The sequence below is a fragment of the Ensifer adhaerens genome, assembly GCF_028993555.1.
Lineage (GTDB): Bacteria > Pseudomonadota > Alphaproteobacteria > Rhizobiales > Rhizobiaceae > Ensifer > Ensifer adhaerens_I.
The window spans coordinates 1619936-1634514 of sequence record NZ_CP118610.1 but is presented as its reverse complement, the minus strand read 5'-3'; the positions used below and the strand labels follow the sequence as shown (position 1 = coordinate 1634514).

Annotated in this window: 11 protein-coding genes; 8 read left to right on the top strand and 3 right to left on the bottom strand. The window is 62.3% G+C overall.

The window, feature by feature from the left end:
• Positions 1 to 123: 123 nt before the first annotated feature.
• Positions 124 to 3516 (top strand): YhdP family protein, encoded by a 3393-nt coding sequence (locus PWG15_RS07940; RefSeq protein WP_275023853.1) that lies wholly within the window; start codon positions 124 to 126, stop codon positions 3514 to 3516.
• 54 nt (positions 3517 to 3570) lie between these two features.
• Here the strand turns inward: PWG15_RS07940 and tyrS are convergent, their stop codons facing one another.
• The gene (tyrS, locus tag PWG15_RS07935; protein ID WP_275023852.1) at positions 3571 to 4824 is read right to left on the bottom strand and encodes a tyrosine--tRNA ligase; all 1254 of its coding nucleotides are present in this window, start codon (positions 4822 to 4824) and stop codon (positions 3571 to 3573) included.
• Between the two features lie 98 nt (positions 4825 to 4922).
• Here tyrS and PWG15_RS07930 point away from each other — a divergent pair, with 98 nt between their 5' ends.
• Both PWG15_RS07930 and PWG15_RS07925 read left to right on the top strand, forming a co-directional pair.
• Positions 4923 to 6050 (top strand): anhydro-N-acetylmuramic acid kinase, encoded by a 1128-nt coding sequence (locus PWG15_RS07930; protein ID WP_275023851.1) that lies wholly within the window; start codon positions 4923 to 4925, stop codon positions 6048 to 6050.
• Between the two features lie 135 nt (positions 6051 to 6185).
• Positions 6186 to 7385: a GGDEF domain-containing protein gene (locus PWG15_RS07925; protein ID WP_275024380.1), complete on the top strand. Its 1200-nt coding sequence runs from the start codon at positions 6186 to 6188 to the stop codon at positions 7383 to 7385.
• Positions 7386 to 7395: 10 nt separating this feature from the next.
• Here the strand turns inward: PWG15_RS07925 and PWG15_RS07920 are convergent, their stop codons facing one another.
• Together PWG15_RS07920 and PWG15_RS07915 are read right to left on the bottom strand one after the other, a co-directional pair.
• Positions 7396 to 8253 (bottom strand): alpha/beta fold hydrolase, encoded by an 858-nt coding sequence (locus PWG15_RS07920; RefSeq protein ID WP_275023850.1) that lies wholly within the window; start codon positions 8251 to 8253, stop codon positions 7396 to 7398.
• A 304-nt stretch (positions 8254 to 8557) separates the two neighbouring features.
• Positions 8558 to 9235 carry an alpha/beta hydrolase gene (locus tag PWG15_RS07915; RefSeq protein WP_043614433.1) on the bottom strand — a complete coding sequence of 226 codons (678 nt, stop codon included), beginning with the start codon at positions 9233 to 9235 and terminating at the stop codon, positions 8558 to 8560.
• Between the two features lie 224 nt (positions 9236 to 9459).
• On the opposite strand from PWG15_RS07915, the gene PWG15_RS07910 reads away from it, so the two are divergent.
• The 5 genes from PWG15_RS07910 (at position 9460) to sufD (ending at position 14556) form a co-directional block, all read left to right on the top strand.
• Positions 9460 to 10626, top strand: a complete 1167-nt coding sequence (locus tag PWG15_RS07910) for a cysteine desulfurase family protein (RefSeq protein WP_275023849.1) — start codon at positions 9460 to 9462, stop codon at positions 10624 to 10626.
• Positions 10627 to 10777: 151 nt separating this feature from the next.
• The gene (gene sufB, locus PWG15_RS07905) at positions 10778 to 12247 is read left to right on the top strand and encodes a Fe-S cluster assembly protein SufB (RefSeq protein WP_104664075.1); all 1470 of its coding nucleotides are present in this window, start codon (positions 10778 to 10780) and stop codon (positions 12245 to 12247) included.
• Between the two features lie 15 nt (positions 12248 to 12262).
• Complete coding sequence (locus PWG15_RS07900; protein ID WP_275023848.1) at positions 12263 to 12487, top strand: hypothetical protein; 225 nt, start codon at positions 12263 to 12265, stop codon at positions 12485 to 12487.
• Between the two features lie 10 nt (positions 12488 to 12497).
• Positions 12498 to 13253 (top strand): Fe-S cluster assembly ATPase SufC, encoded by a 756-nt coding sequence (gene sufC / locus PWG15_RS07895; RefSeq protein ID WP_034794631.1) that lies wholly within the window; start codon positions 12498 to 12500, stop codon positions 13251 to 13253.
• Between the two features lie 22 nt (positions 13254 to 13275).
• The gene (gene sufD, locus PWG15_RS07890) at positions 13276 to 14556 is read left to right on the top strand and encodes a Fe-S cluster assembly protein SufD (RefSeq protein WP_275023847.1); all 1281 of its coding nucleotides are present in this window, start codon (positions 13276 to 13278) and stop codon (positions 14554 to 14556) included.
• Positions 14557 to 14579 lie beyond the last annotated feature (23 nt).

Sequence of the window (14579 nt, the reverse complement as noted above, 5' to 3'; positions counted from 1 at the left end):
CGTGTCTCATGGTGACTTTGGGCGAAGACATGTGGTCTACAGGAAACGAGAAACAGCCGTCCGCAACGATTGAAAACAAGGCGCGGCGAAAAAGCTCGTATTGAACGGAGGACGTCCGCGCTGATGAGTGAGATCCGCGGCGAAAAAGTCGGCTTTCGCAAGAAAGACATCGTCGCGCTGCATGCGTTGCCTTCGGCGCAGGCTCACGATCCCATGATCGTGCATGCACCACGCAAACGCGGCTTGCTGCGTCTCTGTGCCAAGATTGCCCTGTCCATTTCTTTGATCGCCTTCGTCATGGTGGCCATTCTGGTGACCGTGATCGAAAGCGGCATGATGGACAGCACGCTGAACGCGCGTGCCCGGATGGCCCTCAATAGTGCGCTCGGAAACGCCTACCGCGCCGATGTCGGCAGCACGGTCGTGCGCATGACGGCAAGCGGCGCGATTGCACTCAAGGCCCGCGAGGTGGCGCTAAGCGAAGCGGCATCCGGCCAACCCGTCGCAAAGCTTCACTCGATCTCCATCGCGCTTGACCCGCTGGCGCTGATGACCGGCCGCATCGCCGTCTCCCGCCTGGAGGCCGAAGGCGGCGATTTCGATACCGGGCTCCTTCCACGGGGCGAGCCGCTCGATCTGACCAAGATCCGTATTGCAGATGTCGGCGAGGCGCTTGAGGGACTCTTCTCCCATGTCGACCGTATGTCGCAGATGGCGGCCGGGCGGGGCAGTCAGACCGTCGCGCTCTCCGACTTCAGTTTTTCCATCGTCGGGGCCCGCAACCGCGTCGTTCCGGTTGTCGCCTCCGCGCTTGAATTCAACCGAGATGCCAGCGGCTCGATGAGCGTGAAGGGCAGCGCCACGGTCGACGGGGTCGCGGTCGATATCACCGCCGATGCGCTTGGCCAGAAGGGGCACGTGACCGGCTTTGAGGCGGCGATCACCAACCTGCCGCTCGCGCCATTCTTCTACCACGGCAAGTCGGGTGCCGAGCAGGCCTTTGGCATCGACGCAACGGCGGGGTTGACGCTGAAGGCGACGCGGGCAGCCGGGGAGGCAAAACCGGACCTGCGTGTGGCAGTGCGCACCTCCAAGGGCGCCTTCCATGCCGGCGGCCTGGTCTCGACGCTCAATCCCTCACAAATGGACATCGCCTATGATTTCGGCCGCTCCTCGGTCGAGATCCTGCCATCGGTCGTCAAGATCGGCCGTTCGACCTTTCCGTTCACCGGCGCGGTCATCGACCTCGACAAGCTCTCGGGCGTGACGGAGAAGGGCTTCGCGATCGATCTCCTCCTGAAGAACGCCAGCTCGGCCCCGGAAGACGTCACCGAGCAACCGCTGATCTTCGATGCCAAGGCAAGCGGCCGGTTCACCTCGGATACTCACCAGCTGATCTTTGATCAGCTCGCGGTGTCGAGCCCGCTTGGCTCGATGTATGGCTCGCTTTCCGTCGCCTTCGGCAAGACCTCGCCGCAGATCAGCTTTGCCTCCGTCAGCGATCGCATGGAGGCGACGGCTGTCAAGCAGTTATGGCCATGGTGGCTCGCCAAGGGCGCTCGCCGCTGGGCGATCGGCAACCTCTTCGGCGGCATCGTCACCAATGCCCGCATCGAGGTGTCGGTCGCCGCGGGCCGCATTGCCAACAACAAAGGGGAGTTGAAGCTCAACGAGCAGGAACTCAACATCAACTTCGACATCGACGACACCCGCATCAACATCACGGGAGAAATACCGCCGCTGCGCGACACGTCCGGCAAGTTCAAGCTGAGCGGACAGCGCATGACGGTAGAGGTCGGGCAAGGCACCGCCTACTTCCCGTCAGGGCGGTCCGTGGCGCTGAATGGCGGCGACTTCATCCTTCCCGATGTCTACACCAAGCCGCTGATGGCGGAGATGAAGATCGAGGTTGGAGGCGCCGCAGATGCGATTGCCGAGCTCGTCAGCTACAAGCCGATCCAGGCACTGCAGAAGACGCAGTTGTTGCCGGAGGACTTCAGCGGTCCCTTGACGGCTGTCGTCGGTGCCCGCTTCGGCCTGATCTCGGACCAGCATCCGCCCAAACCGCTCTACCAAGTCGAAATGCAGCTCGACAAGGTCAGCGTCAATAAGGCGCTCCAAGGACGCCCTGTGACCGACCTCGTCGGCACGTTCCGCGTCGACAATCAGCAGGCGGTCCTGGACGCCGATGCGAAGATCGAAGGCGCAAAGGTCAAGGTCGCACTGACCGAGCCGGTCGACGCGGGTTCGACGGTGAAGCGTTCGCGCCATATCTCCGGCACGCTGGAAGATGGTGTCTGGCAGAAAATCGCCTCAGGTCCGTCGAGAATCATCTCCGGACCGATCACCATCGATGTCACGATCGACGAGACCGGCAAGCAGAAGGTCAAGGTCGGTCTTGCCAAGGCGGCGCTATCCCTTCCCTGGATCGGCTGGAGCAAGGGCATCGGCATCCCGGCTGAGGCGCAGTTCACGTCGAGCATGGACGGCGATTTGGCCACGATCAGCGATTTCGCGGTCGCCGGCGATGGTTTCGGCGCGCGCGGCAATCTGCAGGTCGACAATAACGGTCTCGTGTCGGCCGACCTCGACAACGTCCGCCTGGCCCAGGGCGACGACTTCAAGGTTTCGGTCGACCGCAGCAAGGGGGGCTATACGGCCACGCTCAGCGGCGCGGCCGCAGACATCAGGCCGATCCTCGCCCAGATAAAGGCGGGAAGCGACCAGAACCAGGGTGGTGGTGATAACATCACCATCAAGGCCCAGCTCGATCGCGTCACCGGTTTCAACGGCGAGTCGCTCTCGAACGTGAACCTGGTCTATGTCGAGCGCGGAAGCCAGATCGAGGACGTCAATCTTTCGGCTGTCACCGGCAGCGGCCAGGCGCTCGTTGCCCGCATCGCCAAGGCCGGCGCAGACAATACGCTCGAGCTGACGACAGGCGATGCCGGCGCGCTGGCGCGCTTTGCCGATATCTATCAGAACATGCGCGGCGGCCTTCTCAATCTCAAACTGCGTGATCGCGGCGGCCGTTCCTGGCGCGGCAGCGTCGATATCCGCAAGTTCCAGCTCGTCGGCGAACAACGCCTGCAATCCATGGTGTCGACTCCGACCGGCGCCGACGGGCGAAGCCTCAATCAGGCCGTCCGTCGCGACATCGACGTGAGCTCGGCCCGCTTCGAGCGTGGCTTCGCCCAGCTTGCGCTCGACCGCGGCGCAATCCGCGTCGACGGCGGCGTGTTGCGCGGAACCGATGTCGGCGCGACCTTCCAGGGCACGGTGCGCGACAACAACGGCATCATGGATATGACCGGAACCTTCATGCCGGCCTATGGCTTGAACCGAATCTTCGGCGAGCTGCCGCTGATCGGCGCCCTGCTCGGCAATGGCCGCGACCGCGGCCTGCTCGGCATCACCTTCAAGCTCAACGGTCCCTTCAATCAGCCGAAGCTGACGATCAACCCCTTGTCGATCATCGCCCCCGGCGTCTTCCGCAGCATCTTCGAGTTCCAATGAAAAAGGCCGGCGCCAAGGCCGGCCTCTCAGATCTTGTTGGATGCCTCGGCCAGGTCAGGCCGGGCGCACGAGGATGTGCTTCTTCTTGCCGAGCGACAGCTTGACGACATTGTCGGCGGTAACGTCGCCGGTGCCGATCAGTCGGCGCTCGTCGCTGACGGCCTCGTCGTTGATGCGGACGGCACCGCCCTGAACATGGCGGCGGGCTTCGCCGTTGGAGGCGGCGAGGCCGGCGCGCACGATCAGCGTCAGCAGGCCGAGGCCGGCCTCAAGCTCGGCTGTCGGGATTTCGACCGAAGGCAGGTTGTCCGAGAGCGCGCCTTCCTCGAAGGTCTTGCGTGCGGTTTCAGCCGCCTCCTCGGCGGCCGGGCGGCCGTGCAGCATGGCGGTGATCTCGGTTGCAAGGATCTTCTTGACCTCGTTGATCTCCGAGCCGCCAAGCTTCGACAACCGCTCGATCTCGGCCATCGGCAGCGTCGTATAGAGCTTCAGGAAGCGGGTGACGTCGGCGTCCTCGGTGTTGCGCCAGTACTGCCAGAAGTCATAGGCCGACAGCATATCCGGGTTCAGCCAGATTGCGCCGTTGACGGACTTGCCCATCTTGGCGCCCGACGCCGTCGTCAGGAGCGGCGAGGTCAGCGCGTAGAGCTGCTGCGTGCCCATGCGATGGCCGAGGTCGATGCCGTTGATGATGTTGCCCCACTGGTCCGACCCACCCATCTGCAGGCGGCAGCCGGTGCGCTTGTGCAGTTCGACAAAGTCGTAGGCCTGCAGGATCATGTAGTTGAACTCAAGGAACGACAGCGACTGTTCGCGATCAAGCCGCGTCTTGACGCTGTCGAAGGACAGCATGCGGTTGACCGAGAAGTGACGGCCGACGTCGCGCAGGAATTCGAGGTAGTTGATGCCAAGCAGCCAGTCGGCGTTGTTGATCATCAACGCGTCCTTCGGGCCGTCTCCATAGGTGAGGTAGTTGGAAAAGACCGTCTTGATGCTGGCGATGTTGGCTTCGATCGTCGCCGGCGTCATCAACTGACGCGCCTCGTCCTTGAAGGACGGGTCGCCCACCATGCCGGTGCCGCCGCCCATCAGCGAAATCGGCCGGTGGCCCGTCGCCTGCATCCAGTGCAGCATCATGATCTGGATCAGACCGCCGGCATGCAGGCTTGGCGCAGTCGGGTCGAAGCCGATATAGGCCGTCACGGTTTCCTTCCGGAACAGTTCATCCAGGCCAGACTCGTCGGAGATCTGGTGGATGAAACCACGCTCGCTGAGGGTGTGAAGGAAATCGGACTTGAAACCGGACATATTCTGTCTCTCTTGCGGGGAAGTTTTTGAACGAACGGGCGTTTAGCACTGTTTCCGCGCATAATCACTTCAAAAGTGATTCTGGAAATGTTGACGGCATGACACGGACAAGAACGGCAATCGGCCTGATGAGCGGCACGAGCATGGACGGCATCGATGTCGCCTTGCTGAGGACAGATGGCGTCACCGTCGTCGAACGCGGCCCCACTGCCGGTTTTGCCTACGATGCCCGCTTTCGCGACCGATTGAAGCAGGGACTGGTCGACGCGAAGACGATCACGCAACGGGATCAAAGACCTGGAGCGCTCGCGGAGCTTGAGCGCGAGTTGACGTTGCGGCATGCCGAAGCAGTCAAAGCCTTCCTGCAGCAAAACAACCTGTCGCCGGCGGAAATCGACGTGATCGGCTTCCACGGGCAGACCGTGCTGCACCGTCCCGACGAGGCCTTGACGGTGCAGATCGGCGATGGCCAGTTGCTTGCCGGCGAAACCGGCATCGACGTCGTCTACGACATGCGCGCCAACGACATGGTGCATGGCGGGCAGGGCGCGCCGCTGATCCCCGCCTACCACGCCGCGCTGGCGCGGGGAGCAGCCGGCCTTCTTGCGCCGGTCGTCTTCGTCAATATCGGCGGCATCTCCAACCTGACCTTCATTGGCGCCGGCGAGACGCTCGTTGCCTATGATAGCGGCCCCGGCAACACGCTGATCGATCAATGGGTCGAGGCCCATGCCGGCATTCCCTTTGACCAGGGCGGCATGATTGCGAGCGAAGGGGCCGTTCTCCCTGATCTTGCAGAGCGCTACCTCGCCAATCCCTTTTTCACTGCAAAAAAGCGCCGGTCGCTCGACCGAAACGATTTCGCGCCGCCAGCGGGAGGTGACGCCGGCCTTGCCGACGGTGCCCGCACGCTTGCCCATGTGACCGCGGCGGCGATCCTCAAGTCGGCCGGGCATCTGCCACAGCGGCCATCGACCTACATCATCTGCGGCGGCGGCCGCCTCAATCCGGTGATCATGCGCGACCTCGTGGCGCTCGCCAAGGCAGCGGGCGCCATGGTGCTGCCGGCCGAGGACGCCGGTCTCAACGGCGATTCCATGGAGGCCGAGGCCTGGGCCTACCTCGCCGTGCGCTCGCTGCAGGGCCTGCCGCTGACCTATCCGGGAACGACCGGGGTCCGCCAGCCCGTCACAGGCGGAAAACACGCCACTACGCCTGCTCGCTGAAAGGCCCGAAACGGTGTATGCTATCCACCAAACGGATTAATCAATTCTTCGCATCGGCCAATTAGGATCGGCATCCGCTACCGCCGGAGGTGGCAAACGGCGGTGAGCCGCAGGACGAAGGTTTCGGGTTCTTCGATGGGTGGTGCGATCTCTCTGCTGGCTGTGAACTTCATCATCGCCCAGATTTTCACGGCCGCCTTCCTCACCATTGCAGCAAAGAGCCGACAGCGCCGCGCGGCCCTGTGGTGTGGAGCCGGTTTTGCCGTCGCCTCGCTTGCTGCCGTTTGCGAAGCGATCGTTCCGTTCTCGTCCGCGCCGCGGCCCTTTGCCATCGGCGCTTTCGCCTGCATGCTCGGCGGCTTCTGTCTTTTGCGGTTCGGCCTCGGCCTCTTCTATCAGGTACCGGTGCGTTGGCCGGTGCTTGGCGTGTGGTTCGTTGCGGGCGTTGCGCTGGACATGGCGATCTACGATCTGCCACGTGGCACCTGGCAGCACGCCATTCCCTACCAGATGCCGTTCTTCCTCATTCAGCTGTGGACCGCGTCCGTGGTGCTGCGCTCGGGGCGACGCTCGTTCTTCGATTGGCTGCTTTTCGGCCTTCTGGCGCTCTGCTCGCTCTACTATCTCGTGAAGATCTATGCCGCCGTTGCGGCCGGCTCGGGCGCCACCGCACAGGACTACGTTTCGAGCCCGTTCGCACTCATTTCCCAGGCGCTTGGCGCGATGCTGATCGTTGGAGCAGGGCTTGCGATGCTCGGCGTGATGGTGAAGGACATCGTCGACGATGTGCAGGCCCGCTCGGAAATAGACCTTCTCTCGGGGCTCTACAATCGTCGCGGCTTCATGGATCGCGTCATTCCGCTCCTGCATGCGCGTGCGACCCAGACACCAGGTACGCTGATCCTCGCCGACCTCGATCGCTTCAAGCTGGTCAACGACACCTACGGCCACCTCGCCGGTGACGAGGTGATTCGTCGTTTTGCGCGGGTGCTGATGGACGTCATGCCGAACCGTGCCGTGGCCGGCCGCCTTGGCGGTGAGGAGTTCGCGGTATTTCTGCCCTGCACGGACTTGTCAGAAGCCCGCGTCGTTGCGCACGGCATGCGCGCTGCCATCATGTCCCAGCAGATCGTCGGCCTCCCGGAAGCAGCGCGTGTAACGGCGAGCTTCGGTGTCACCGCCGTCGGGAGCGGCGAGGCTCTGGATCCCGTCATGCAGCGCGCCGACATGGCGCTCTACTCGGCCAAGGCGAATGGGCGCAATCGGGTCGAATGCACGGCGACGCCGACCAAGGTCGTCAATCCGGCCGTGCCGCAGTGGGTCGCCCGCCCGTAGAGCAATGGGCTCAAGCATAGATTGGACGGGCGTCCGCAAGCGCGTCGGATATCTTGGCGATACCCTTCGCCTGCAAGAAGCGAATAATATCCTGGGTGAACTGGTCAGGATCCTGCAAGAGGGAGAAGTGACTGACTTCCGGCTGAATCAGCAAACCGCAGTTCGGAATGTTGTCGGCGATGAACAGTGTGTCCGTTCGTTGGATGACTTCCTCATGATCGCCATCCACGACCCAGACGGGAACCTGGATTCCCTGGAGATCGCGGTCCGTCATGTTTGGCTCCGAGGTCCACATCTTGAGCATCTGATCATAGAAGGCAGGGTATCCGCCGGGAGTGCGGGACAAGCTCGCATATTCGACGCGGGCCCGGGCCTCGTATGCGCTGAACATGACGCTGTTGGTTAGATCGAAGGTTCCAGACGGGCTGCTATTCGCCCCGAAGGCGAAAACACCGCTGACCCGCTCGGGATACCGCATCGCCAGCTTGAGGCCGGTAATGGCACCATCGCTCCAGCCGACGATGGCACTTCTGGTTATGTTCAACTGCTCCATCACCCCGACGACGTCGGAAACCATGAGGTCGTAGCCGACAAGGTTGTCCCAGGTGCTGCGGCCGTGGCCGCGGCTGTCGAGAACGATGACCTGGCAGAACTTGGCGAGTTCAGGAACCTGACGTCCCCAGTAGCTGGAATTGGCGAGGCCCCCGTGCAACAAGATGACGGGGTCACCTGAGCCGTAGACTGCGTACCAGATCTCCGCACCCGATACGGGCAAGAACCCGTCCCGCGTGGCCGCTGGAAGCGTAGGAGTGACGGGAAGGGTCTGCCATTTCGCTTCGCCAAATGAGACGCCCAATACTCCCGTCATCGTTCCCTCCCAAAAGACGCTCGGCGTGATCGTCGACCCGACGGCAACAACGGATGCAGCGGATCAACTCAAAATAATCTCGCCATCCCGTAGACAGCCCAGACTTGCACCATACGCTGTTTGCACGTCTCTGAAATCACCCCGGCGGGTGAGCGGCGACCAGTCTTCGGGATTAATGGGCGTTGCAGCGAGACGTGGTGACTTCGACAGCGCAAGCGCTCGACCGCCCGCAAAGCCAACCTGAAACGAAAAGGGCCGCGCGATCCGAAGAACGCGCGGCCCTTGTGCTCATTTCGGCGAACGGTCAGCGAATGCGCTTTGCGGCCGGTTCCGGCGTCAGCTCGCCGTTGAGGCGACGGTCGAGATAGTCCTCGCATTCACCCATCAGGCCTTCGACCTGACCGTTGAAGAAGTGGTTGGCGCCGGGAACGGTCTTGTGGGTGATGAGAATGCCCTTCTGCGCCTTCAGCTTCTCGACGAGGCCGTTCACGTCCTTCTCCGGCGCCACCTTGTCGGAATCACCGTTGATGATCAGGCCCGAGGACGGGCAGGGTGCCAGGAACGAGAAGTCGTAGATGTTCGGCTGCGGGGCGACCGCCATGAAGCCTTCGATTTCCGGGCGGCGCATCAGCAGCTGCATGCCGATCCAGGCGCCGAAGGAATAGCCGGCAACCCAGCAGCTCTTCGAATCCGGATGCAGGCTCTGCACCCAGTCGAGCGCGGACGCCGCGTCCGACAGTTCGCCGGCGCCGTGGTCGAACTCGCCCTGGCTGCGACCGATGCCGCGGAAATTGAACCGCAGCGTGGTGAAGCCGCGCTTCTGGAACATATAGAAGAGCTGGTAGACGATCTGGTTGTTCATCGTGCCACCGAACTGCGGATGCGGGTGCAGGATGATGGCGATCGGCGCGCTCTTCTGCTTCGAAGGCTGATAGCGGCCTTCGAGGCGGCCAGCGGGTCCGTTGAAGATGATTTCGGGCATTGGCTCTCCGGGAGTGTTCCTGGTTCGAATCTTGGGTTCAGATCGCGATCAGTCTTGACGAAAGCAGTCAGCTTTTCTAAAACCTAGTTTAGAACCGTTCAAAACTTCTGTGCGGGCATTCCGCCTTGTGCTTCGTCTCATAAGGCAAGCGACGCGGAAAATTCAAGGAAAATGCATCGCCAGAGGTTGCCGGGTCGCAGCCTGTTGTTCTAGCGAAGGAAATCATGTCGGGTTCGCGCATCTACATGGACTGGAACGCCACGGCGCCGCTTCTGCCTGAAGCGCGCGAGGCCTGCCTGTCGGCGCTCGACCTCGTCGGCAATCCGTCTTCCGTCCATGGCGAGGGCCGCGCGCTGCGCACGCTCATTGAAGGCGCCCGCCGCGATGTGGCCGCCCTTTGCGGTGCGAAAGCCGCCAGCGTCATCTTTACCAGCGGCGCGACGGAAGCGGCCAACCTGGTGCTGACGCCCGATTTCCGTATGGGCCGCACGCCTCTGAAGATCAGCCGGCTCTACGCCTCGGCAATCGAGCACCCGGCACTGCGCGAAGGCGGGCGCTTCCAGCGCGACGCAGTGAGCGAAATACCCGTGACCTCCGCTGGGATCGTCGATCTTGAGGCGCTTCGTGCGCTGTTGGCGGCACATGACCGTCAGCTTGGCCTGCCGATGGTTGCCGTCATGCTGGTCAACAACGAGACCGGTATCATCCAGCCCATTGCCGAAATCGCCGAGATCGTTCGCACCCACGGTGGCATTATCGTCGTCGACGCGGTGCAGGCTGCCGGCCGCGTACCGCTTTCGATCGAAGACCTCGGTGCCGACTTCCTCATTCTCTCATCCCACAAGATCGGCGGCCCGAAGGGCGCCGGCGCGCTGGTGGCGCGTGGCGAGGTGATGATGCCGGCGCCGCTGATCCGCGGTGGCGGACAGGAGAAGGGGCATCGTTCCGGTACCGAAAATTCGGTGGCGATTGCCGGCTTTGCCGCAGCCGCCAGGAAAGTCGGCGAAGGCGTTGGCCAACGCATGAGCGCGATTGCCGCGTTGCGTGACAGGCTGGAAAGCGAGATGCTGGCAGCAGCGACAGATGTGGTCATTCACGGCCGCGACGTTTCGCGCGTCGGCAACACGACATTCTTCACGCTTCCCGGCCTGAAGGCCGAAACGGGCCAGATCGCCTTCGATCTCGAAGGGGTGGCGCTTTCGGCCGGATCGGCCTGCTCGTCAGGCAAGGTCGGGCAGAGCCACGTGCTGACGGCGATGGGCTACGATCCGCGCCAGGGTGCGCTTAGAATATCGATCGGCGAAGCGACGACAGCGGCTGAAATCGAACGTTGCGCCGCGGTCTTTGCAAAGGTAGCAGCAAGACGCCGGGCACCGGGACAGGCGGCCTAAGCCCGGGCGATGGGACGAAATTGCGGAAAAGCAATTTTCCGCTTGGCAAACAGGGTGAAAAGCGCCTTTTAGCCATTACATAAGCGATGCGCTCAGCCGCATCGTGTTGACAAGCTGCCGGACCTTGGATCCGGCAAGATTGGAGAACGACATGCCTGCCGTGCAGGAGACCATTGATCAGGTCCGTCAGATCGACGTCGACCAGTACAAATACGGCTTCGAAACCACCATCGAAGTGGAGAAGGCCCCGAAGGGTCTCTCGGAAGACATCATTCGCTTCATCTCCGAGAAGAAGAACGAGCCGGAATGGATGCTCGAGTGGCGGCTTGAGGCCTATCGCCGTTGGCTGACGCTCGAAGAGCCGACCTGGGCGCGCGTCAGCTACCCGAAGATCGACTTCAACGAGATCTATTACTACGCCGCACCGAAGGGCGTGACCGGTCCGAAGTCGCTCGACGAAGTCGACCCGGAGATTCTCAAGGTCTACGAGAAGCTCGGCATTCCGCTGAAGGAACAGGAAATCCTGGCCGGCGTCCAGAAGTCGAAGATCGCGGTCGACGCCGTGTTCGACAGCGTCTCGGTCGTCACCACCTTCAAGGAAGAGCTGAAGAAGGCCGGCGTGATCTTCATGTCGATCTCCGAGGCGATCCGCGAGCACCCTGACCTCGTGAAGAAGTATCTCGGCTCCGTCGTTCCGACGACCGACAACTACTATGCGACGCTGAATTCGGCTGTCTTTACCGACGGCTCCTTCGTCTTCGTGCCGAAGGGCGTTCGTTGCCCGATGGAACTGTCCACCTACTTCCGCATCAACGAGAAGAACACCGGCCAGTTCGAGCGCACGCTGATCATCGCCGAGGACGGCGCCTATGTCTCCTATCTGGAAGGCTGCACGGCGCCGCAGCGCGACGAGAACCAGCTTCACGCCGCCGTCGTCGAACTCGTTGCGCTCGATGACGCCGAGATCAAGTACTCGACGGTGCAGAACTGGTATCCGGGCGACAAGGAAGGCAAGGGCGGCATCTACAACTTCGTCACCAAGCGTGGCGATTGCCGTGGCAAGAACTCCAAGATCTCCTGGACGCAGGTCGAAACCGGCTCGGCGATCACCTGGAAGTACCCGTCCTGCATCCTGCGCGGCGACGGTTCGCGCGGCGAGTTCTACTCGATCGCGGTGTCCAACGGCCACCAGCAGATCGATTCTGGCACCAAGATGATCCATCTTGGCAAGAACACGTCGAGCCGCATCGTATCCAAGGGCATCGCCGCCGGCGTTTCGGAAAACACCTATCGCGGCCAGGTTTCGGCGCACCGCAAGGCAGAAAACGCCCGCAACTTCACGCAGTGCGATTCGCTGCTGATCGGCGATAAGTGCGGCGCGCACACCGTTCCTTACATCGAGGCGAAGAACTCGACGGCACAGTTCGAGCACGAAGCCACGACGTCGAAGATTTCCGAGGACCAGCTGTTCTACTGCCTGCAGCGCGGCATCCCGACCGAAGCGGCGATCGCTCTGATCGTCAACGGCTTCGTCAAGGAAGTCATCCAGGAACTGCCGATGGAATTCGCCGTCGAAGCGCAGAAGCTGATCGGCATCTCGCTGGAAGGCTCGGTCGGCTAAAGGGAGGCGGACCATTTGGTCGAGCAGAAGGCTCTGTCGGCGGGGATGAAATTGATGGTTCTGTCCATCTTCGTTTCCGTCATCGGCCTTGCCACCGGAGTTGTCGGGCTGATCGCAGATTGGCCCATCGCAAAGGGAATTGGTGTCTGTTCCGGCCTGCTTCTGGTCGTCGTTTTCTGGCTCAGCGCCAACGTCAAAGATGAGACATTGAACCGCTTCCTTCTTGGAAGACGAGATTGAGAGACACGAAATGCTTGAAATCAAGAACCTGCACGCCCGCATCGCCGAAGACGGCACCGAGATCATCCGCGGCCTGAACCTCACCGTGAAGGCGGGCGAAGTCGCCGCCATCATGGGCCCGAACGGCTCCGGCAAGTCGACGCTTTCCTACATCCTGTCGGGCCGCGAAGACTACGAAGTCACCGAAGGCGACATCCTCTATAACGGCGAAAGCATCCTCGAGCTCGACGCTTCCGAGCGCGCGGCCAAGGGCATCTTCCTTGCCTTCCAGTATCCGGTCGAAATCCCCGGCGTTGCCACCATGCAGTTCCTGAAGGTGGCGATGAACGAACAGCGCAAGTATCGCGGCGAAGACGAACTGACGACGCCGGAATTCATGCGCCGCGTCAAGGAAGCCGCAGCCGAGCTGAAGATCGCTCCGGAAATGCTGCGTCGTCCGCTCAACGTCGGCTTTTCCGGCGGTGAGAAGAAGCGCGCCGAAATCCTGCAGATGTCGCTGCTCCAGCCGAAGCTGTGCGTGCTGGACGAGACGGATTCGGGCCTCGACATCGACGCGCTGAAGATCGTTGCAGACGGCGTCAATGCGCTGCGCTCGCCGGATCGCGCCGTCGTGGTCATCACCCACTACCAGCGCCTGCTCGACTACATCGTTCCTGATACGGTGCACGTCCTCTACAAGGGCCAGGTCATCAAGTCGGGCGACAAGACGCTGGCGCACGAACTCGAAGCCAACGGCTACGCGGACATCATCGAGGCCGCGGCTTGACGCCTGTTGAAGGAGTGTTCGAATGAATATGCAACAGGCAATCAAGATGACGGCAGCCGAGACGGCGCTCGTCGACGCCTATACCGCTCAGATCGGCGATCTGCCGGGTGACGGCTCGGTGCTTTCGGTCCGCGACGCGCTGGTGCACGAACTGAAGACGGCTGGCCTGCCGACCCGCCGTGTCGAATCCTGGCACTATACCGACCTGCGCACCCTGCTGCGCGCGGTACCCGCAGCCGACCCGACGGCCTTTGCCGATCGCGTCGACGCGCTGGTTCCGGGCTCGACGGTGCTTTCCGTCCGCAACGGCCATGCTGAGGTCAAGGGCAGCCTGCCCGATGGCGTGACCGTGCGCTCCTATGTCGACAGCCTGCTCGACGGTTCGGCTGCGGCCGGGCTCGCCGTGCTCGGCTTTGACGACGCGATCGGGCGCATCAACGGCGGTCTCGTTCGCGGCGGTCTCGAAATCGACGTGGCAGCTGAAGCTGCTCTCGAAGATCCGCTGGAAATCCAGCTGGTGCAGAGCCTAGGCCAGGCGCATACGCGCTTTCCGGTGACCTTCGGTGCTGGCGCCAAGGCGACCGTGATCGAGCGGCATCTGTCGACCAACGACGCCGAAAGCTTCGTTTCCTCCGTCAGCGACGTGACGCTTGGCGAAGGCGCCGACGTCATCTGGATCATCCTGCAGCAGCAGGGCGCTGCCGATACCCATCTCGGCCAGATCCGCTTCGACCTCGGCAAGAATGCCAAGCTGCATCTCTTCGTGATCAATGCCGGCGGCAAGCTGGTACGCCAGGAGATTCACGGCAAGACGAGCGGCGAGGGCGCTGACTTCAAATTGCGCGGCATCAACCTGCTCGGCGGCGAAACCCATACCGACGTCACCTTCACGCTCGGCCACAACGTGCCGCACACGACCTCGACCGAGATCATCCGCAATGTCGTGTTCGACCGCGCCAAGGGTGTGTTCCAGGGCAAGATCCTGGTCGCCAAGGACGCGCAGAAGACGGACGCGAAGATGGCGTGCAACACGCTGCTTCTTTCCGACGATGCCGATCTCTCGGCCAAGCCGGAACTGGAAATCTTCGCCGACGACGTGCAGTGCGGTCACGGCGCAACGGTTGCCGACATCGACCATACGCAGCTCTTCTACCTGATGGCGCGCGGCGTTCCGGAGAACAAGGCGCGGGCGATGCTCGTCAACGCCTTCGTCGCCGAGATCGTCGAAGAGCTGGAAGATCACGAGGCGCTGGTCGAGTCCCTCGAAGAGGTCATCTCGACCTGGCTCGACAAGCACGCCTAAGGCTATTGCGTAATTCCTCAACT

Coding starts and splice junctions, on each gene's coding strand:
- PWG15_RS07940 (WP_275023853.1), top strand. CDS start 124: ATGAGTGAGATCCGCGGCGAAAAAGTCGGCTTTCGCAAGAAAGACATC.
- tyrS (WP_275023852.1), bottom strand. CDS start 4,824: ATGTCCGGTTTCAAGTCCGATTTCCTTCACACCCTCAGCGAGCGTGGT.
- PWG15_RS07930 (WP_275023851.1), top strand. CDS start 4,923: ATGACACGGACAAGAACGGCAATCGGCCTGATGAGCGGCACGAGCATG.
- PWG15_RS07925 (WP_275024380.1), top strand. CDS start 6,186: ATGGGTGGTGCGATCTCTCTGCTGGCTGTGAACTTCATCATCGCCCAG.
- PWG15_RS07920 (WP_275023850.1), bottom strand. CDS start 8,253: ATGACGGGAGTATTGGGCGTCTCATTTGGCGAAGCGAAATGGCAGACC.
- PWG15_RS07915 (WP_043614433.1), bottom strand. CDS start 9,235: ATGCCCGAAATCATCTTCAACGGACCCGCTGGCCGCCTCGAAGGCCGC.
- PWG15_RS07910 (WP_275023849.1), top strand. CDS start 9,460: ATGTCGGGTTCGCGCATCTACATGGACTGGAACGCCACGGCGCCGCTT.
- sufB (WP_104664075.1), top strand. CDS start 10,778: ATGCCTGCCGTGCAGGAGACCATTGATCAGGTCCGTCAGATCGACGTC.
- sufC (WP_034794631.1), top strand. CDS start 12,498: ATGCTTGAAATCAAGAACCTGCACGCCCGCATCGCCGAAGACGGCACC.
- sufD (WP_275023847.1), top strand. CDS start 13,276: ATGAATATGCAACAGGCAATCAAGATGACGGCAGCCGAGACGGCGCTC.